Genomic DNA, 20782 nt, shown 5'->3' with positions numbered 1-20782 from the left:
CCTGATAATGAATTACCTAGACAGCTTATATTGGATACACGAAAGAAATAAGTTTGGTATCAAACCAGGTACAAAACGCATGGAATGGATGTTGGACCGTTTAGGTCATCCTGAGCAAAACATTAAAGGCATCCATGTCGGCGGTACAAACGGCAAAGGTTCTACAGTCGCATATTTGCGTTCAGCACTTGTCGAAAACGGTTATGATGTCGGAACATTTACTTCACCTTATATCGAAACGTTCAATGAAAGAATTAGTTTGAACGGATCACCTGTCAGCGATGATGTTATCGTAGAACTCGTGGCGCGTGTTAAACCGGTAAGTGAAGAGATGGAAGAAGAAACTGAATATGGAACAGCAACAGAATTTGAAATTATAACAACGATGATGTTCTTATACTTCGGCGAGATACGACCTGTAGACTTTGTGATTGTTGAAGCAGGACTTGGTATTAAAAATGATTCCACAAATGTGTTTGCACCTATTTTGACGATTCTAACAAGCATCGGTTTAGATCATACGGATTTATTAGGGTCTACTTATCTAGATATTGCGAAAGATAAAGGCGATATTATTAAAGCGGGTACACCTTTTGTGTATGCTGTGAAACAAGATGAAGCTTTAAAATACTTAAGTGAATATGCAGAAAAACAACAAGCACCTGCTTATGAGTTAGATAAAGATATTTCTGTCGTATCTGAAGATGACGAATTCACATATCGCTTTAAAGATTATGAATTAGAAAACATTGCACTGCATATGTTGGGCGAACATCAGAAAGAAAATGCAGCATTAGCCATTACCGCATTAATTGTGTTGTTTGAAGCGGGACAAATTCAATTAGACTTTAATAAAATGATTAAAGCCATGGAAGAAGTCAGCTGGACAGGACGCATTGAAGAGGTTAAAGAAAATCCGCTTATGATTATAGATGGTGCCCATAACAACGAAAGTATCGATGCGCTAGTGAACACGATTCAAAATTATTATCACAAAGATAAAGTTGATATCTTGTTCTCAGCTGTGAGCGGTAAACCGATTCATCATATGCTGGAAGATTTAAGCCAAATCGCTGACCATGTGTATATTACAGACTTTGATTTCTATCGTGCGAAGCCAAAAGAGGAAATTGCAGAAGAAGCAGAACATTTCAAGCCAATCTTAATTGATGACTATGTAGACTTTATAGAACACTATGAAGGCGATACATTGGTGATTACTGGTAGCTTATACTTCATTAGTGAAGTAAAAGCAAAAGTGAACTTTGAAGCTTGATTGTTTAAATTGAATATTAAATTTCAAACTCCTTTTGAAGTGACATTTAAATGATGTTATTTCAGAAGGAGTTTTTTCATGGTTACAGCATATATAAATGATAATTATAAAGGGGAAGTATCCGAAAAAATATAAAAATTTAATAGGATATCCATATCGTTTGATAGCACGTGTTGCACCCCGTATAATAACAATGAAATTTGAGAAAGTAGGTGAAGCTCCTGCATATTTTCATAGCAATACTGATGACTTCAGTGCTTGAAAGTTTTTTGTTTCAACTGTGTTTTGTTGAACGTTTGAATTTCAATTATTTGAAACAACGTTCAAGATGTGAAAAATGCCAACATGATTTATCATGGTATGATTTAATTCCGATTATTAGTTTTATAGTCTTGAAAGGGGAATGTCGCTATTGTAAACACAAACTATCATATTTACATCTTATAGGTGAACTGTTGGCATTATTGCCGATGACTTTGCTTGTTTGGAATGTGATTTATCCATCTACCACTTTATTTCTCGCAGCCTATTTATTCCTTTTAGTTGCGGGTTTGTATGATTTTCATACACATACGATTCCTCTACATTTCGTACTCATTTTTATCCTCGTTATATTTGTATTAGCACCACATATTTTTCTCGGCCAAATCTCTATAGTTTTGCTGCTCCATCTTTTATTTATATTAGCTCCTCATAGTATTGGATATGGTGATATTTTAATCTTTTCTATCCTCAGTTTGGTCTTTCCTTATTTATTTTTTGTCATGCTGTTTTGTATGACGTTTATCATAGGTGGATTATTTATTATTGTTTTTCGTTTTATTTTACAGCGGAAGATTTTAGCAGTTCCACTGATTCCGTTCATATTTATCAGCTTTGTCATGCTTTCTATTTTTTATCCCAACTTACTACGTATACTTCATTTTTATTAAACGGAGGTTTTAATTTGAACATCAAACACTTACCTGAATGTGATAAACCAAGAGAGAAACTTGTGGCGAAAGGAGCGCAGCAATTGTCTGAGTCTGAGCTCCTGGCAATTTTAATCAATACTGGCAGGAAAGGACGTTCAAGTGTCGAGGTTGCGCAAGATTTATTGAACTTAACGACAAAATTAAAAGATTTGAAACTCTTATCTTTGAATGACTTAATGGAGGTGAAAGGCATTGGTTTATATAAAGCTGTCAGTTTAAAAGCAGCATTTGAACTCGGTGAACGCATGAATGCGCCAGATCAAAAAGAAAAGGTGAAAATTAATTCACCGCAAGATGCGGCAGATTATTTTCTAGCAAGAATGATGCATTTAACGCATGAGCAGTTTGAGGTCTTATTTTTAAACTCTAAGAATATTGTCATTCGCCATGAGGTCATTTTTGTGGGTACACTGAATTCCTCTGTGGTACATCCAAGAGAAGTATTTAAAGCAGCAATTAAATGGTCGAGTAATGCGATTATTGTGGTACATAACCATCCTTCAGGAGATGTGACGCCTTCTAAAGAAGATATTCAAACGACGAAAAGGCTTCAGGAATGTGGCAGGGTATTAGGAATTGAATTGCTTGATCACATTATTATCGATGATGCGAAGTATTTGAGTTTGGTTGAAGCGGGTTATTTTGATGCATAGAAAAACCGATAACACATTCAAAGTGGTTATCGGAATTCAAGAAATGATAATTTGATTTAAAGCGGGTGCATTTGGAAGTAATCAATCACCCACATGATGCCTTGATATGCCAAATAAATTAATAGGGCGAATATCGCAATTTTTATGATGAAACGTAATAATGAAACGCCTACTCTGAATAGTAGTCCAATCAATAAAACGAGTAAAATAATTGTTAAAATTGACATGGCTGCAACTCCTTTAGGTATAGTGTAACTGAAATATATTAATGATGCATCGGTCTTGAGATTTATTCAATCTGTCATTCTCTAGTCTGATGAAAATTGTCTTAAAAAAGCGTACAATATAATCATTAAGAATGGGACGGTGTGAAGATGCGTTTTTTATTTAACATCATTAAAAATATTATAGCAGTCGGATGCATCATTGTGATTGTCTTCTTTGCGTTAAAATATGCACCGTTTTTAAAGGAGCAAGAGTGGAATCCTATCAGTAATAAAACAACCTATTCATCTTATCAAGGCGGTAATGTACCAATTGAAGAGTTTAAACCAGGTCAGCGGTATGTTACAGAGAAAAATGATATTTTGAATAATATGCCTGCAAGTCAGACGAAGAATATCTTTAATATGATCAATAAACAAGAATTTATGGATGTTAGTGGTTTCAGCAGAATGGGCTATAATGATAACTATTTGATTGGTCAACGCGGCAATCAATTTATCATGTATCAGTTTGGTTCAGATGAATTGCGTATTTATGCGACTGAAATTGAACTGCAGCAGGATTTACAAGCTATGCAGCAACCTATTCAAATGCATCCAAGTGCATATTTTAAATAGACTAAACCATTTCGTATAAAGCATTATCTTGAAATTAAGATGTGCTTGCGTTACCCTTGTGTTGAATCATTGATAGAGAGGTTTGGTGTTTTTAATGAGTAAACAAACAAATGGAAAAAGTGCTGACGAACAATCAAAAGCGCAAAAGCTGTTTGAGAACTGGAGAAAAGAAGAAACTCTTTATAAAGAAGATGAAAAAGACAGCAACAAGAAATAGTGATTCAGACTTAAATGATGTGCAAGTACATTTACAGATGATTTTATAAATAAAATAAAGCGAAGAAAATTTTTGGGCATCAGTCGATTTCAAATAAATTGCTGATGCTCTTTTTTAAGTATTTTTTGCTTGTTAGAGTTGCCACTTTAACTAAGGTGTATAATGATATAAAATATAGTGAGATATGAAAAATTGAGTTAATAGAGGTGTTCAGGTTGTCCAAGTTTTTTAAAAATAACAAATTGATTGTTATTTTCTGTTCCCTGATTCTATTTATATCATTAATAGGGTTATCGATCAGATCACATCACCAATCGCCTGTGGAACAATATGTCGGTGATACCGTGTCAGTTCCTCAACGCGTACTATCTTACCCATTACATATAGTAACAGGTTCAATTGACGGTTTATTCAATGGGAAAACATCAAAAGAAGATAAAACGAAAATCAAACAATTAGAGGCTGAAAACGAAAGATTAAAGGCTGAAAATGATGGCTTTAGAAAAGAGTTAGATATCAAAGATATCTCAAAATACGAACCGCTCAGCGCGACAGTGATTGCTAGAAATCCTGATCAATGGATGAATAAAGCAATTATTGATAAAGGTAAAAAAGCAGGGGTCAAACAAAATCAGGCTGTAATTACCACAGAAGGTTTAGTTGGCAGAGTTGTAAAAGTCAATCAATTCTCTGCACAAGTAGATTTGCTTTCAACGTCTTCTCGTAATGGTAAGCTTTCAGTCAACATTCAACATGATTCTAAAAATATCTTTGGACTGATTAATCATTATGATAGAAAAACTAACGAATTAGTTATCAGTGATATTGATAATAAAGACAAAATTTCAAAAGGCGACAAAGTCGTGACAAGCGGACTCGCAAATCAAATTCCAAGCAACTTATACATTGGTGAAGTCACTAAAGTAGAAAACGACCAATACGGGCTTTCAAAAGAAGTGAGAGTAAAAACAGCGGCAGATTTAAGTGATTTAGATCACGTTTATATTGCACAACGCGATCCAAAAACACTTCCTGATGAAAGCGGTGATGAATAATGCGCGCATTTTACTATTTTTTAATTGGAGCTGTATTATTCTATTTGGATTCATTAATTGCGTTAGTCATACCGATGCAAATCGGTGGGCGAGGAATCATTTTTGTTCCGCATTTATTACTGATGTATTTGCTGATTATTACCATCTATAAAAAACCAAGTATGGGAGTAGTGCTTGCGATTATTTTCGGATTAACGACTGATTTATATTATGGAACAATATATGGTTTAAATACGTTCGGTTATTTACTTTTTGTCATCTTGATGGATTTCTTCTTTAAAGTTTACTATCGAGATCAAACGATGATTTTTGTAGGTGTTTGGGGATTCACAATCCTCTTTGAAATATATCAGGCGATGATTTACGGTTTATTAGGATTAATTAAATTTAACATTTGGGACTTTTTATTATTCCGTTTATTACCAACCGCATTTGTGAATCTATTATTATTGATCATTGTTTTTGGTTTGATCAAAAAAATAATCAAAAAATTAGATTTGCCAATTGACAGGAAAGCCTAGGGATGGTAAGCTTTAGCAGTTGAGTAGTTTATAGCTACATACAACCGCTCAAATATAGGTTTAAGTATACGAATGCGTATCACCTATATATGGCGTGACTTATTTTATAGGAGGTGCAAAGTATGTTTGCTATTATCGAAACAGGCGGTAAACAAATTAAAGTAGAAGAAGGTCAAGAAATCTACGTTGAAAAATTAGATGTAAACGAAGGTGACACTTTTACTTTCGACAAAGTTTTATTTGTAGGTGGAGACGCAGTCAAAGTTGGTGCGCCAACAGTTGAAGGTGCAACAGTTACAGCTACAGTTAACAAACAAGGTCGCGGTAAAAAAATCACTGTATTTACTTACAAACGTCGTAAAGACTATAAACGTAAAAAAGGCCATCGTCAACCATACACTAAATTAACAATCGACGCAATCAACGCTTAATCATGATTAAGATAGACGTTTCGTTTAATGAAGAGGGTCAAGTTACAGATGTCATCATGGATGGTCATGCTGAACATGGCGAGTATGGTCATGATATTGTCTGTGCCGGCGCTTCAGCGGTATTATTCGGAAGTGTCAACGCTATCCTCGGATTAACATCTGAAAGACCTGACATAGATTATGACGATGATGGAGGTTATTTCCATCTCAGAAGTGTAAACGTAAACGATGAACAAGCACAATTGATTTTGCAAGCAATGCTCGTATCACTTCAAACAATTGAAGACGAGTACCACGATAATATAAAATTAAATTATAAGTGAGGTGTATCCAGATGTTAAAATTAAACTTACAATTCTTCGCATCGAAAAAAGGGGTAAGTTCGACTAAAAACGGACGTGACTCTGAATCTAAACGTCTTGGCGTTAAACGTGCTGACGGACAATTCGTAACAGGTGGATCAATTTTATTCCGTCAACGCGGAACTAAAATCTACCCTGGTGAAAATGTAGGTCGCGGCGGCGATGACACATTATTCGCTAAAATTGACGGCGTTGTTAAATTCGAACGCAAAGGCCGTAACAAAAAACAAGTTTCAGTATACGCTGCAGCTGAGTAATTTTTTGTTGACGCAACACCAGAAGTTTAACTTCTGGTGTTTTATTTTTGTCTTTATTTCTAAGCGTACATAAAGAATGATATAATAATCTAGATATTGCAATTAGAAAATATATATATAAAAGAGGTGAGAAACATGTTTGTCGATCAAGTCAAAATATTATTAAAAGCAGGTGATGGCGGTAATGGCATCACTGCATATAGAAGAGAGAAATATGTTCCTTTCGGAGGCCCGGCAGGCGGAGACGGCGGTCGTGGCGCATCTATCGTATTTGAAGTAGACGAAGGGTTACGTACATTGCTCGATTTCAGATATCAACGTCAATTTAAAGCCAAACGTGGTGAAGGTGGACAAAGCAGTAATATGCATGGCAGAAATGCGGAAGATTTAGTATTACGCGTACCACCAGGTACAATTATCAAATCAGTAGAAACAGATGAAGTCATTGCTGATTTAGTTGAAAACGGCCAACGTGCTGTTGTCGCTAAAGGCGGACGCGGCGGTCGCGGTAACTCTCGATTTGCGACACCAAGAAACCCTGCACCAGATTTCAGTGAAAATGGTGAACCAGGCGAAGAAATTGAAGTTACATTAGAATTGAAATTAATGGCAGATGTTGGTTTGGTCGGTTTCCCTAGTGTGGGTAAATCTACATTGCTTTCAACGGTATCAAAAGCTAAACCGAAAATCGGCGCATACCATTTCACAACAATCAAACCAAACCTAGGTGTTGTGTCAACGCCTGATGGTCGTAGTTTTGTGATGGCCGATTTACCAGGATTGATTGAAGGTGCTTCTGAAGGTGTCGGTTTAGGTCATCAATTCTTAAGACATGTTGAAAGAACAAAAGTCATTGTGCATGTTATTGATATGAGTGGTTCAGAAGGCAGAGATCCATATGAAGATTATCAAACAATTAACAATGAGTTGAAATCTTATGGTCAACGTTTAGAAGAACGTCCGCAAATTGTGGTCGCGAATAAAATGGATTTACCAGATGCTCAAGATAATTTAGAGCTCTTCAAAACTGAAGCAGGTGATGAAGTAGAAATTATTCCAATTTCTGCATATACACGTGAAAACCTAGATCAATTACTTTATGCGGTTGCTGATAAGTTAGAAGAGTATAAAGATGTTGATTTCTCTAAAGAAGATGATGAAGCATTAGGTGTAAACCGTGTATTATACAAACATACACCATCACAAGATGCATTCACGATTACGCGTGATGATGATGCAGCATATGTCGTCAGTGGTAAAGCCATTGAAAGAATGTTCCATATGACTGACTTCAACAGCGATCCAGCAGTGAGACGTTTTGCACGTCAAATGCGCTCAATGGGTATTGATGATGCCTTAAGAGAACGTGGTGCGAAAAATGGAGATATCGTAAGAATTTTAGGCGGAGAATTTGAATTCGTCGAATAGAGGTGTCTAAGTGAACGATAAACAAGTGAAAAAGTTTTATCTAATACGAGAAGATGTATTACCTGAGTCTGTGATTAAAACATTGCAAATTAAAGATGCATTAAAAGAAAATCCGCAATTGTCGATTTATGAAGCAGTCAGACAATACGGTTTATCTCGTAGTGCTTTTTATAAGTATAAAGATACAATCTTTCCTATCGATGAAAAAGTAGAAGATACACGAGAATTTACAATTATTCTTTATGTACATGATAAAGTGGGTATGCTTGCACAAGTTCTCAATACGATTTCTCAAATTCATATGTCAATATTAACGATTCATCAAAGTATTCCGATGGAAGATAAAGCAACCATCACATTATCTTTAAATACCGCAGGCAGTCAGACTTCGATTGAAGATGTGATTTTTGCGTTGCGAAGCATTGAAAATGTTTATAAAGTAGAAATTATCAGTATGTCGATGTAAGGAAGTGACGGCGTGTACGCATATATTAAAGGTCAATTAACACAACTTTTCCCAACACACGTGGTGGTGGAAACGAATGGTGTCGGTTACGAAATTCAGACACCGAACTCGTATCGTTTTCAATCTTCTTTCCAACAAGAGGTTGTGATTTATACTTCATTAGTGGTAAGAGAAGATGCACAGTTGTTGTATGGATTTATTTCAGAAGAAGAAAAAGAGATGTTTTTAAGCTTGAATAAAGTGACGGGGATTGGTCCTAAATCTGCATTGGCAATTTTAGCAGCAAGTACTCCGAATGAAGTGAAAATAGGTATCGAGAACGAAAACGAAGCTTATTTAACGAAATTCCCGGGTATCGGCAAGAAAACGGCACGTCAAATCATTCTTGATTTGAAAGGTAAAGTCCAAATTACAGATGAAAGTGCAGAAACATTACTGCAACATCCTGATACGTCTGTATCGGGCAATTCACCGGTATTAGAAGAAGCGTTGCTTGCTTTAGAAGCATTAGGTTATTCTAAACGCGAATTGAATAAAGTAGAAAAGAAATTAAGTGCAGAACAATTTGAGTCTGTGGATGAAGCTGTCAAAGCAGGTTTGAAAATATTAGTTTCATAAATAAGTCATAAGGAGGGGACATTATGGATGACAGAATGGTAGATCAAACGGTCCACGATGATGAATATTCATTTGAATTGTCATTAAGACCGCATTTACTAAGACAATATATCGGTCAAGCATCAATTAAAGCGAATTTAGAAGTCTTTATTAAAGCAGCAAAGATGCGTGAGGAGCCATTAGATCATGTTTTATTATTCGGCCCCCCTGGACTTGGTAAAACGACTTTATCAAACATCATTGCGAACGAAATGGGTGTAAATATCAGAACTGTGACAGGACCTGCGATAGAACGTCCAGGTGACTTAGCTGCGATTCTTTCTGGTTTACAACCTGGTGATGTCTTATTTATCGATGAAATTCACCGTTTAAGCAGTGTGGTTGAAGAAGTGTTATATCCTGCAATGGAAGATTTCTATTTAGATATTGTTATTGGTAAAGGTGAAGAAGCACGTAGTATTCGAATTGACTTGCCTCCTTTTACGCTAGTAGGTGCAACAACAAGAGCCGGCAGTTTAACAGGACCTTTACGTGATCGCTTCGGTGTGCATTTACGTTTAGAGTATTATAAAGAAAGTGAACTTGAAGATATTATTAAACGTACTGCAGAAGTATTAGGTACAGAAATAGACGAAGAAAGTGCTGCAGAACTTGCGAAACGCAGCAGGGGAACACCACGTATTGCGAATCGTCTTCTAAAGCGTGTACGAGATTTCCAACAAGTAAATGAAGACGACAAAATTTATATTGAAACAACAAAGCGTGCATTACAGCTACTACAAGTAGATGATTATGGTTTAGATTACATTGATCATAAAATGATGCGCTGTATTATTAACCAATATAATGGCGGGCCTGTCGGTTTAGATACTATTGCTGTGTCAATCGGTGAAGAGCGCATAACTATTGAAGATGTTTATGAACCTTTCTTAATCCAAAAAGGATTTTTAGAACGTACACCGAGAGGCAGAAAAGCGACACCCCTAGCTTATGAACACTTTGGCACTGAACATGGAAAGAGGGACAATTTTGAATATTGAAGAGTTTGATTATCATTTACCGGAAGATTTAATTGCACAAACGCCGTTAAAAGATAGAGATACGAGTCGTTTATTAGTTTTAAATAGAAAGAGTGGCGAGATTGAACATCGCCACTTCAAAGATATTATCGAATATTTTAATCCAGGAGATACTTTAGTATTAAATGATACAAAAGTAATGCCTGCACGCTTATTCGGTTTAAAAGAAGATACCAATGCGAAAGTTGAAATGTTGATGCTGACGCAAATAGAAGGTAATGATTGGGAAGTCTTATTAAAACCTGCCAAACGTATCAAAGTGGGTCAAAAACTTTCATTTGGTGAAGGTAAAATCATCGCAGAATGTATCAAAGAATTAGAACAAGGCGGACGTATTATGCGTTTGCATTATGAAGGTATTTTACAAGAACGTTTAGATGAACTTGGTGAAATGCCATTACCGCCTTATATCAAAGAGCGTTTAGATGATCCAGATCGTTATCAAACGGTCTACGCGAAAGAAACAGGGTCAGCAGCCGCACCAACAGCGGGTCTGCATTTTACAGATGAGTTGTTAGAACAATTGAAAGCGAAACAAATCAACTTAGCCTTTGTAACACTACATGTTGGTTTAGGTACATTCAGACCTGTTAGTGTTGATAATATAGATGACCATAAAATGCATAGTGAATATTATCAAATGTCTCAAGCGACAGCTGATTTGTTAAATGAAACGAAGCGTCAAGGACATCGTATTATTTCTGTGGGTACAACTTCTACAAGAACACTTGAGACTATTCGCAGAGACCATGATCAATTTACTGCGCAAAGTGGTTGGACAGATATTTTTATCTATCCAGGATTTGAATTTAAAGCCATTGACGCTTTAATTACGAATTTCCATTTACCGAAATCTACACTTGTCATGTTAGTTTCAGCATTCAGTTCAAAACAATACATTTTAAACGCATACCAAACAGCAGTAGAAATGAAGTATCGTTTCTTCAGTTTTGGTGATGCGATGTTAATTATTTAAGGGAGTCGTGAAATAGTTATGCCTGCAGTAACTTATGAACATATTAAAACATGTAAACAATCAGGTGCTAGGTTAGGAATCGTGCATACACCGCATGGTTCATTCGAAACACCAATGTTTATGCCAGTAGGAACACAAGCCACAGTTAAAACAATGAGTCCTGAAGAATTAAGAGATATCAATGCGCAAATCATTCTAGGCAATACTTATCATCTTTGGCTGCAACCTGGTAATGATATTATTAAAAAAGCCGGCGGATTGCATCAATTTATGAATTGGAACGGACCGATTCTAACTGATTCTGGCGGTTTCCAAGTTTTTAGTTTAAGTAATTTACGTAAAATCACAGAAGAAGGTGTACATTTCAGACATCATAAAAATGGTTCTAAATTATTTTTAAGTCCAGAAAAAGCGACAGAAATTCAAAATGATTTAGGCTCAGATATTATGATGGCTTTTGATGAATGTCCGCCGATGCCTGCTGAATATAAATATGTCAAAGACTCTATTGAAAGAACGACACGCTGGGCAGAACGTTGTTTAAAAGCACATAAACGTCCAGAAGACCAAGCACTCTTCGGAATTATTCAAGGCGGCGAGTATAAAGACTTGCGTCAACAAAGTGCAGAAGAATTAGTGAAATTAGATTTTCCTGGTTATGCGATTGGCGGATTATCTGTCGGAGAACCTAAACCTGTCATGTATGATATGGTGGAATTTACTGAACAATTCATGCCTAAAGATAAACCACGTTATTTAATGGGTGTCGGCTCACCTGATGCTTTGATAGAATGCAGTATTCGCGGTATGGATATGTTTGACTGTGTCTTACCTACACGTATTGCGAGAAATGGTACGTGCATGACATCTAAAGGTCGCGTTGTAATTAAAAATGCGAAGTATGCTGATGATTTAAGTCCACTAGACGAAAATTGTGATTGTTATACATGCCGTAATTATACAAAAGCTTATCTGCGCCATTTAATAAAAGCAGAAGAAACATTCGGTATACGTCTAACTACTTATCATAACTTGTATTTTCTGTTAAAATTAATGGAGGATATCAGACAGGCCATTCGGGAAGATCGTCTTTTAGATTTTAAAGAGGAATTCTTTGAACAATATGGATTGAATGAAGAAAATCCTAAAAACTTTTAGTTAAAGGAGAAATATTTGTGAATTTAACCGGTCTTATTTTACCTATTGCATTATTAGCTTTAATGTGGTTCTTCATGATCAGACCACAACAAAAGCGTCAAAAGGAACACCGCGAAATGGTGAACCGTTTAGAATCAGGACAACATGTAACAACTATTGGCGGCATCAAAGGTGTTGTACGCGCAGTTGATGAAACTACAGTTGTTATTTCAGTGAACGACAAAGGCACTCAAATCACTTTTGAAAAAGGTGCTGTAAAACAAGTTAATCCAGACTAATTCAAAATTAGCAAAACATAGTATAGGAAAGCGTCAGCGAAATACCTGTACATAGATTAACCTAATCCACATCCTAAGCCGATCTGATATAGATTGACTTAGGATGTTTTATTTTTGTTTGAATTACTTTAAAAGGATGAAAAGTTGTTTTAAATTAGTGTAGGAGCGTGTATAATTCAATATTGGAATACGATTAAATAAGGTTTTGCATTGTCAAACATAATTTAATGTGAAATTAAATGGTTAGTACGCTTTATTTAACGTGTTGAACGTAAGAATTTTTGAAAGCGAAGTAAGGATGTAGTAAGCTATATAGGTTCATTCAAATGAAGTGCAATGAAGAAACGTTTGGTTTTAACTTGCAGTTCATTTGAAAAATCAAGTATGCTATTTACATAAGTAAATAATGAGGTGTTCATGTGAAGAAAAACAGTAGAATAATTGCCTTCTTGTTACTTGTTGTGTTGCTTTTTGCAGGCATGGCAGCAACTTACAAGAATGTAGTTAAAGACGTTCGTTTAGGCTTGGACCTTCAAGGTGGATTTGAGGTACTATACCAAGTCAATCCATTACAAAAGGGTGATAAGATAGACGATAAGGCTGTTCAAGCCACAGCCAAAACGTTAGAAAACAGGGTCAACGTCTTAGGGGTATCTGAACCTAAGATTACTGTTGAAGATAATAACCGTATCCGAGTGCAACTCGCTGGTGTCAAAAACCAAAATGAAGCCAGAGATATTTTATCTTCACAAGCGAATTTAACCATTCGCGACTCAGATGATAACGTTAAATTAACAGGTAAAGATTTAGTTCAAGGTTCTGCAAAACAAGAGTTTAAGCAGAACACCAACCAACCTGCTGTTACTTTTAAATTGAAAGACAGTAAGAAATTCAAAAAAGTAACCGAAGAAATTTCAAAACGTAAAGAAAATGTCATGGTTGTTTGGTTAGACTATGAAAAAGGCGACAGTTACCAAAAAGAAAAAGAGAAAAAAAATCCGAAATATGTTTCAGCAGCATCTGTGGATCAACCTATCAACTCTGATAGCGTAGAAATTTCTGGTGGATTCAATGGCGAAGAAGGTGTTCAAAAAGCAAAACAAATTGCTGACTTATTGAACTCTGGTTCATTACCTGTCCATCTTAAAGAAATCTATTCTAACTCTGTCGGTGCACAATTTGGTCAAGACGCATTAGATAAAACAATTTTCGGTTCATTACTAGGTGTCGGAGTTATCTACTTATTTATGGTAGGTTTCTATAGATTGCCAGGTATCATTGCCGTCATTACATTAACAACATATGTCTACTTAACATTAGTCGCATTCAACTTTATCCATGGTGTACTTACATTGCCAGGTTTAGCAGCCTTAGTACTTGGAGTTGGTATGGCAGTAGATGCGAACATCATCATGTATGAACGGATTAAGGATGAGTTGAGAATCGGCCGAACGTTAAAACAGGCCTTCCATAAGGCGAATAAAAGTTCCTTTATTACGATTTTAGATGCGAACTTAACAACTGTTTTAGCAGCAGCTGTATTATTCTTCTTTGGTGAAAGTGCTGTTAAAGGTTTCGCAACTATGTTATTACTCGCAATCTTAATGAGTTTCGTGACTGCAGTATTCTTAACACGTATCTTATTATCATTGTTGGTAGAATCAAATTACTTCAAGAAAAGCTTCTGGTTATTCGGTATTAACAAGAAAGATAGACACGATATCAATGAAGGTATTGATGTGCATCAATTGAAAACACCTTATGATCATTGGAACTTTATGAAGCTTGCGAAACCATTGTTCTGGTTAAGCGGTATCGTCATTGTTGCAGGTATTGTAATCTTGTTTATTTTCAAATTAAACTTAGGTATCGACTTTACAAGTGGTACACGTGTGGATATGAAAGCTGATCATAAGATTACGCAACAAGACGTTGAAAAACAATTAGATAAAGCACATATGAAACCTGATCGTATTTCATTATCAGGTAATAACGATAGTGCTTCAGTTCAGTTTAAAAATGATTTAAGCAAGAACGAAGTGGCTAAAGTTAAAACAATGATGAAAAAAGAATTTGGTAATGAGCCAACAGTCAACACCGTTTCTCCGGTGATTGGTCAAGAAATAGCGAAAAACGCATTGCTTTCATTGATCTACTCATCTATCGGTATGATTATCTACATCTCATTACGATTCGAATGGCGTATGGGCTTATCATCTATTATCTCATTACTCCATGATGCCTTTATGATTGTGGCAGTATTCAGCTTATTTAGAATTGAAGTAGATGTTACCTTTATCGCTGCGGTTCTGACGATTATCGGTTATTCAATTAACGATACTATCGTTACATTTGACCGTGTCCGTGAGAACTTGCATAAGGTTAAAGTGATTACCAGTCCAGAACAGATTGACAAAATTGTAAACCGTTCAATCAGACAAACATTAACACGTTCAATTAATACGGTATTAACTGTTGTGATTGTAGTTGTTGCATTATTAATTTTCGGTGCATCAAGTATCTTCAACTTCGCACTCGCATTATTAATTGGTTTAGTTTCTGGTGTATTCTCATCTATTTTCATCGCAGTTCCATTATGGGGTATGATGAAAAAACAACAACTTAAAAAAGCACCAAATCATAAACTTGTGGTTCATCGTGAAAAACGTAAAAACGAAGATAAAATCCTTGTTTAATATAATAGGGTTTCAAACTCCTAGACGTGATGTCTGGGAGTTTTTTTGCGCATTAAAATCCCGATTTGAGGAGATGTTGCTTTTTATTTTCTCGGTTCTTCTGTATAATGACATGTGGAAAAGAGGGAAGTCGTTATATGATTAAAGCTAAGTATAAATGGGATTTACAATCGAATATATCAGAAATCACACAAGAAGATGCTAAAGCCTTAAAGCTTACACCCATCGTTCAAAAAATATTACAAAGTAAAGGTATCGTTGCGTCTTCTGAGATAAAACAATTGCTTGAACCATCTCAAGTTGAACATGATCCTTATGCGCTCAGTGATATGACTAAAACGATTGAACGTATTAATCGGGCGTTGGATAAAAAAGAACGCATATTAGTTTATGGAGATTATGATGCTGATGGCGTGACATCTACTTCAATACTAGTCAGTGCCTTAAGAGAACTGGGTGCAGAAGTAGGCTGGTATATTCCTAATCGTTTCACAGAAGGATATGGACCTAATGAAGCGGCCTTTAGAAATGCAGCAGATGAAGGTATTGATTTGATCATTACTGTGGATAACGGCATTCAAGGTCATCATGAAATGTTAGTGGCAAAAGAACTGAATATAGATGTAATCATTACAGACCACCATGAAATTGGTGAAACTTTGCCTGAAGCCTATGCGATTGTTCATCCGATGCATCCAGATTTTGACTATCCATTTAAATACTTAAGCGGTGCGGGTGTCGCATTGAAAATTGCTCAAGCGTTACTCGATCATCCTGCACCAGAATTTACAGCTTTAGCAGCGATTGGTACAGTGGCTGACTTGGTATCCTTAACGGATGAAAACCGAGCCATCGTACAACAAGGATTAAAAGTGATGAATAGTCATCCTTCACCAGCAATCAAAGCGCTGTTAATGCAAGCTGGATATAACGATGTGATAAACGAAGAAACGATTGGTTTTATGATTGGACCTCGTTTAAATGCGGTAGGCCGTTTAGATGATGCCAGTCTAGCAGCTGAATTGTTGATGTGTGAAAGTGAAGAGGAAGCGGAATTTTTAGCTGAACAAGTGGAACATTTTAACCAAGAACGTAAAGATGTTGTTCAGCAGATTGTAGACGAAGCATTAGAAATGGCACAAGCAGAAGTTGATGCAGGGCACCGCTTCTTAATTTTAGCGCAAGAAGGCTGGCATGAAGGCGTCCTAGGTATTGTGGCATCAAGAATTGTAGAAACTTACGGTTTACCGACTATCATTTTAAACATTGATACTGCACAAGACTTTGCGAAAGGATCTGCACGCAGTATCGAACAAGTATCGATGTATGACATGTTAGATAAAGAAAGACCTTTGATTTCAAAATTCGGTGGACATCATATGGCGGCAGGTATGACGCTGCCGATTGAAAATATCGAGAAATTAAAAGTAGCACTCAATCAGCATATGGCAGAGCTTGCAGAACACGAAGATTTAACACCAAGGAAGAAAGTAGATTTGGTGCTAAACGAATCGGATATTACCGTTAAAAATATCTCGGATATCGAAAAATTAAGACCTTTTGGGACTGATTTTACGAGTCCAGTATTTGAATTAGATGGCATTGCGGTCACACAAGCCAAAGGCATTGGCCAAGAAGGCAAACACCTAAAAATGATATTAGGTGATTCTAAGTTACAAGCGCTTTATTGGCAAAATGGGGCGTATGCGCATCAATTAGAGCCGAATGAACCGTTAAACATAATCGGAACATTACAAATCAATGAGTGGAATGGAAATCAATCTCCACAATTCATAGTCCAAGATATGGCTTCTGAAGCGTTGCAGATTTTAGATTTTAGAGGCAAAGCACGTCAGCATGCTATGCAAGATGATGCCGTAACAGCAGAGATTCTCAATGAACATACTGAAAAAGCACATGCACATCAATATGTCTATGGTGATTTAATTGAACAAACATACGACCGCTATATTTTCAAAGAATTACCATTAGATTTAGATTCTATGGCACAAACATTAAAATCGATTCAAGCCAGTCAGATTATATTAGAATTGAATCATCAAAAATCTATTTACTTTGACGGTATGCCGAATATGAATCATTTTAAAGCATGCTACAAAGCGTTGTTCATGAAAGATGAAATCAACTTAGAACAAGATGGTATGCAGTTATGTCAGTATTTAAAAATCAAGCCGCCATTATTGATTTTTATGTTAAAAGTCTTCAATGAATTAGATTTTATTGAGAATAATCATGGTATAATTAAAGTGAATAAAAATGTAGATAAAAAGGACATTACTTCTAGTAAGTTTTATCAAGCAAGACAAAAACGGATAGATGTTGAGAAATTCTTGTTATATGATGACTTTTCTAAGGTTAAAGTTTGGATAAAAGAACAGCTAGCTAAGTAATTAGGAGGATATAAATAAATGGATTTAAAACAATATGTTTCAGAAGTACAAGATTGGCCTAAGAAAGGCGTCAATTTTAAAGATATCACAACGATTATGGATAATGGCGAAGCCTATGGCTATGCGACAGATCAAATCGTTGAATTTGCGAAAGAAAAAGAAGTGGATATCGTTGTAGGTCCTGAAGCACGCGGCTTTATCATCGGCTGCCCTGTAGCTTATTCGATGGGTATTGGTTTTGCACCAGTACGTAAAGAAGGCAAACTTCCAAGAGAAGTCATTAAGTATGAATACAGCTTGGAATACGGCTCTAACGTATTAACGATGCACAAAGATGCGATTAAGCCAGGTCAACGTGTCTTAATTACTGATGATTTATTAGCAACTGGGGGCACAATTGAAGCATCAATCAAACTTGTTGAAGAGTTAGGTGGTATTGTAGCAGGGATTGCATTTATCATCGAATTAAAATATTTACACGGTTATGAAAAGATTAAAGATTATGAAGTATTAAGTTTAATTTCATATGATGAGTAGAATAATGTATCGCTTACTAGTGAAAGGTAAGCGATACATTTATTTATTTGCAAAATTTGTTTTTTGTTTTTAAAATAAAAGATAATTCTACAATATGAGAACACCAACAAGACTGAAAAGATAATTGTGAAAGTTCACACAATACGTCAGAGTATAGTGGTTCAATTATCTGTCAATGTATAGTAGAATAGATATATTATTTAATATCAATGCAAGTTATGTTTAAAGGAATGAGGATAAAATAGGCTGGTAACCTATGATATTATTTTCAAAATACTTAAAATTCAAAAGAACTCATAATGAGTGACTGTACTTTAAAAAGAAGATGTGGGGGTGTCTAATGTGAATAATGAATATCCATACAGCGCAGATGAAGTCTTATATAAAGCGAAATCATATCTAACCGAAGAGGAATATGAACACGTCTTGAAAAGCTATCATATTGCATATGAAGCGCATCAAGGCCAATTTAGAAAAAATGGTTTACCTTATATTATGCATCCGATTCAAGTTGCTGGTATATTAACAGAAATGCATCTTGATGGACCAACGATTGTTGCAGGCTTCTTACATGATGTAATTGAGGATACTCCTTACACATTTGATGATGTGAAAGCGATGTTTAATGATGAAGTAGCCATGATAGTTGAAGGGGTTACAAAATTAAAGAAAGTTAAATATCGTTCTAAAGAGGAACAACAAGCTGAAAACCATAGAAAATTATTCATTGCTATTGCTAAAGATGTACGTGTAATCTTAGTGAAATTAGCGGATAGACTGCATAATATGCGTACTTTAAAGGCAATGCCTAGAGAAAAACAAATCAGAATTTCTAAAGAAACTTTAGAAATTTATGCTCCGCTGGCCCATCGTTTAGGGATTAATACGATTAAATGGGAACTTGAAGATATTGCATTACGTTACATTGATGGTGTGCAGTACTTCCGTATCGTTAATCTTATGAAGAAAAAACGAAGTGAACGTGAAGCATATATTGCGAATGCGATAGAGAATATTCGTGCAGAAATGGATAAGATGCAAATTAAGGGTGAAATTAACGGTCGCCCTAAACATATCTATAGTATCTATCGTAAAATGATGAAACAAAAGAAACAGTTCGATCAAATTTTTGACTTATTGGCTGTTCGTATTATTGTGGATTCAATTAAAGACTGTTATGCCGTGTTAGGTTTAGTACATACATTATGGAAACCGATGCCTGGCAGATTTAAAGATTATATTGCGATGCCTAAACAAAACATGTATCAATCGTTGCATACGACGGTAGTAGGTCCTAATGGTGATCCGTTAGAAATTCAAATCAGAACACATGAAATGCATGAAATTGCAGAACATGGGGTTGCGGCACATTGGGCTTATAAAGAAGGTAAGAAAGTAACGGAAGACAATTCTGGTTATGCGAAGAAATTATCGTGGTTAAAAGATTTGGCAGAAGCGGATAAAACAGCCAATGACGCACAAGAATTCATGGAATCATTGAAGTTTGATTTACAAAGTGATAAAGTATATGCCTTCACACCACAAAGTGATGTGATTGAATTACCATATGGCGCAGTACCGATTGATTTCGCCTATGCTGTGCATAGTGAAGTCGGTAATAAAATGATTGGTGCTAAGGTCAATGGCAAAATTGAACCAATTGATTATGTACTTCAAACGGGAGATATTGTTGAGATTCGAACAAGTAAACATTCTTATGGTCCAAGCAGAGATTGGTTGAAAATTGTACGTTCTTCAAGTGCGAAAAGCAAAATCAAAAGCTTCTTCAAGAAACAAGACCGTTCTTCAAATATTGAAAAAGGTAAGTTTATGGTAGAAGCAGAAATTAAAGAACAAGGTTTCAAAGTTGATGAAGTGTTAACCGAATCTAATATTGATATCGTTAATGAAAAGTATAATTTCTCAAACGAAGATGATTTATTTGCGGCAGTTGGTTTTGGCGGCGTCACTTCATCACAAATCGTCAATAAATTGACTGAAAAACAACGTATTCTAGATAAACAACGTGCATTAAATGAGGCACAAGAAGTGACAAAATCGGTACCGATTAAAGACAATATCACTACAGACAGCGGTGTCTATGTTGAAGGGATCGAAAACGTCTTAATCAAATTATCTAAATGCTGTAATCCAATTCCAGGCGATGAAATTGTCGGCTATATCACTAAAGGGCATGGTATCAAAGTACACCGTACGGATTGTCCGAATATCCGAAATGAGAAAGAACGTTTAATCAGTGTAGAATGGGTAAAATCCAAAGACTCTACACAACGCTATCAAGTTGATTTAGAAGTCACAGCATACGATCGCAATGGTTTATTGAATGAGGTACTGCAAGCGGTAAATGCTACTGACAGTAACTTAGTCAAAGTTTCAGGTAAATCAGATGTTGAGAAAAATGCGATTATCAATTTAAGTGTGATGGTTAAAAACGTCAATGAAGTATTCAAAGTAGTAGAACGTATTAAACAATTAGGCGATGTTTATACAGTAACAAGAGTTTGGAACTAACTGAGGTGTATATAA

Annotated in this window: 22 protein-coding genes and 1 other annotated feature; of the genes, 21 read left to right on the top strand and 1 reads right to left on the bottom strand. The window is 35.7% G+C overall.

Annotated features, from left to right (window positions below):
• Positions 1–7: 7 nt before the first annotated feature.
• The 3 genes from ACFCT9_RS03790 (at position 8) to radC (ending at position 2903) form a co-directional block, all read left to right on the top strand.
• Positions 8–1276, top strand: a complete 1269-nt coding sequence (locus tag ACFCT9_RS03790) for a bifunctional folylpolyglutamate synthase/dihydrofolate synthase (protein ID WP_412521010.1) — start codon at positions 8–10, stop codon at positions 1274–1276.
• A gap of 245 nt (positions 1277–1521) precedes the next feature.
• On the top strand, positions 1522–2208 hold the full coding sequence (locus tag ACFCT9_RS03785) for a prepilin peptidase (RefSeq protein WP_412521614.1): 687 nt from the start codon (positions 1522–1524) through the stop codon (positions 2206–2208).
• A gap of 14 nt (positions 2209–2222) precedes the next feature.
• Positions 2223–2903, top strand: coding sequence for a RadC family protein (gene radC, locus ACFCT9_RS03780; protein ID WP_412521008.1), 681 nt, complete (start codon positions 2223–2225; stop codon positions 2901–2903).
• A 56-nt stretch (positions 2904–2959) separates the two neighbouring features.
• Here the strand turns inward: radC and ACFCT9_RS03775 are convergent, their stop codons facing one another.
• Complete coding sequence (locus tag ACFCT9_RS03775; protein ID WP_412521006.1) at positions 2960–3130, bottom strand: hypothetical protein; 171 nt, start codon at positions 3128–3130, stop codon at positions 2960–2962.
• 147 nt (positions 3131–3277) lie between these two features.
• Between ACFCT9_RS03775 and ACFCT9_RS03770 the strand changes: the two genes are divergently transcribed.
• The 18 genes from ACFCT9_RS03770 to ACFCT9_RS03685 all read left to right on the top strand — a co-directional run bounded on the left by ACFCT9_RS03770 (position 3278) and on the right by ACFCT9_RS03685 (position 20767).
• Positions 3278–3745: a DUF4930 family protein gene (locus ACFCT9_RS03770; protein ID WP_412521005.1), complete on the top strand. Its 468-nt coding sequence runs from the start codon at positions 3278–3280 to the stop codon at positions 3743–3745.
• 94 nt (positions 3746–3839) lie between these two features.
• Positions 3840–3962, top strand: a complete 123-nt coding sequence (locus ACFCT9_RS03765) for a hypothetical protein (protein ID WP_412521003.1) — start codon at positions 3840–3842, stop codon at positions 3960–3962.
• 215 nt (positions 3963–4177) lie between these two features.
• Positions 4178–5017: a rod shape-determining protein MreC gene (mreC, locus tag ACFCT9_RS03760; protein ID WP_412521001.1), complete on the top strand. Its 840-nt coding sequence runs from the start codon at positions 4178–4180 to the stop codon at positions 5015–5017.
• Positions 5017–5538 (top strand): rod shape-determining protein MreD, encoded by a 522-nt coding sequence (mreD, locus tag ACFCT9_RS03755; protein ID WP_412520999.1) that lies wholly within the window; start codon positions 5017–5019, stop codon positions 5536–5538. Before mreC ends, mreD begins: the two co-directional genes overlap by 1 nt.
• A 32-nt stretch (positions 5539–5570) precedes the next feature.
• Positions 5571–5648, top strand: a sequence feature (ribosomal protein L21 leader region).
• 12 nt (positions 5649–5660) lie between these two features.
• Complete coding sequence (gene rplU, locus ACFCT9_RS03750) at positions 5661–5969, top strand: 50S ribosomal protein L21 (RefSeq protein WP_412520997.1); 309 nt, start codon at positions 5661–5663, stop codon at positions 5967–5969.
• Between the two features lie 2 nt (positions 5970–5971).
• Entirely contained in the window at positions 5972–6292 is a 321-nt protein-coding gene (locus tag ACFCT9_RS03745; protein WP_002481129.1) for a ribosomal-processing cysteine protease Prp, read from the top strand.
• An 11-nt stretch (positions 6293–6303) separates the two neighbouring features.
• On the top strand, positions 6304–6588 hold the full coding sequence (rpmA, locus tag ACFCT9_RS03740) for a 50S ribosomal protein L27 (protein WP_412520995.1): 285 nt from the start codon (positions 6304–6306) through the stop codon (positions 6586–6588).
• Positions 6589–6723: 135 nt separating this feature from the next.
• The gene (obgE, locus tag ACFCT9_RS03735; RefSeq protein WP_412520993.1) at positions 6724–8016 is read left to right on the top strand and encodes a GTPase ObgE; all 1293 of its coding nucleotides are present in this window, start codon (positions 6724–6726) and stop codon (positions 8014–8016) included.
• A 10-nt stretch (positions 8017–8026) separates the two neighbouring features.
• Positions 8027–8482, top strand: coding sequence for an ACT domain-containing protein (locus ACFCT9_RS03730; RefSeq protein WP_412520991.1), 456 nt, complete (start codon positions 8027–8029; stop codon positions 8480–8482).
• A gap of 12 nt (positions 8483–8494) precedes the next feature.
• The gene (gene ruvA / locus ACFCT9_RS03725; protein WP_412520989.1) at positions 8495–9100 is read left to right on the top strand and encodes a Holliday junction branch migration protein RuvA; all 606 of its coding nucleotides are present in this window, start codon (positions 8495–8497) and stop codon (positions 9098–9100) included.
• 23 nt (positions 9101–9123) lie between these two features.
• Positions 9124–10140 carry a Holliday junction branch migration DNA helicase RuvB gene (gene ruvB / locus ACFCT9_RS03720; RefSeq protein WP_412520987.1) on the top strand — a complete coding sequence of 339 codons (1017 nt, stop codon included), beginning with the start codon at positions 9124–9126 and terminating at the stop codon, positions 10138–10140.
• Positions 10130–11155 (top strand): tRNA preQ1(34) S-adenosylmethionine ribosyltransferase-isomerase QueA, encoded by a 1026-nt coding sequence (gene queA / locus ACFCT9_RS03715; RefSeq protein ID WP_412520985.1) that lies wholly within the window; start codon positions 10130–10132, stop codon positions 11153–11155. Before ruvB ends, queA begins: the two co-directional genes overlap by 11 nt.
• Positions 11156–11173: 18 nt before the next feature.
• Positions 11174–12313, top strand: coding sequence for a tRNA guanosine(34) transglycosylase Tgt (gene tgt, locus ACFCT9_RS03710; protein WP_412520984.1), 1140 nt, complete (start codon positions 11174–11176; stop codon positions 12311–12313).
• A 17-nt stretch (positions 12314–12330) separates the two neighbouring features.
• Positions 12331–12591 (top strand): preprotein translocase subunit YajC, encoded by a 261-nt coding sequence (gene yajC / locus ACFCT9_RS03705; RefSeq protein WP_002481121.1) that lies wholly within the window; start codon positions 12331–12333, stop codon positions 12589–12591.
• 419 nt (positions 12592–13010) lie between these two features.
• Positions 13011–15287: a protein translocase subunit SecDF gene (gene secDF / locus ACFCT9_RS03700; protein WP_412520983.1), complete on the top strand. Its 2277-nt coding sequence runs from the start codon at positions 13011–13013 to the stop codon at positions 15285–15287.
• Positions 15288–15424: 137 nt separating this feature from the next.
• Entirely contained in the window at positions 15425–17698 is a 2274-nt protein-coding gene (gene recJ / locus ACFCT9_RS03695; protein ID WP_412520981.1) for a single-stranded-DNA-specific exonuclease RecJ, read from the top strand.
• A gap of 18 nt (positions 17699–17716) precedes the next feature.
• Positions 17717–18235, top strand: a complete 519-nt coding sequence (locus ACFCT9_RS03690; RefSeq protein WP_412520980.1) for an adenine phosphoribosyltransferase — start codon at positions 17717–17719, stop codon at positions 18233–18235.
• Positions 18236–18577: 342 nt separating this feature from the next.
• Positions 18578–20767, top strand: a complete 2190-nt coding sequence (locus ACFCT9_RS03685; RefSeq protein ID WP_412520978.1) for a RelA/SpoT family protein — start codon at positions 18578–18580, stop codon at positions 20765–20767.
• Positions 20768–20782: the final 15 nt, after the last annotated feature.

The sequence above is a fragment of the Staphylococcus simulans genome (assembly GCF_047037175.1).
GTDB classification, from domain to species: Bacteria; Bacillota; Bacilli; order Staphylococcales; family Staphylococcaceae; genus Staphylococcus; species Staphylococcus simulans_C.
This window is presented reverse-complemented; position numbering and strand designations above follow the sequence as displayed.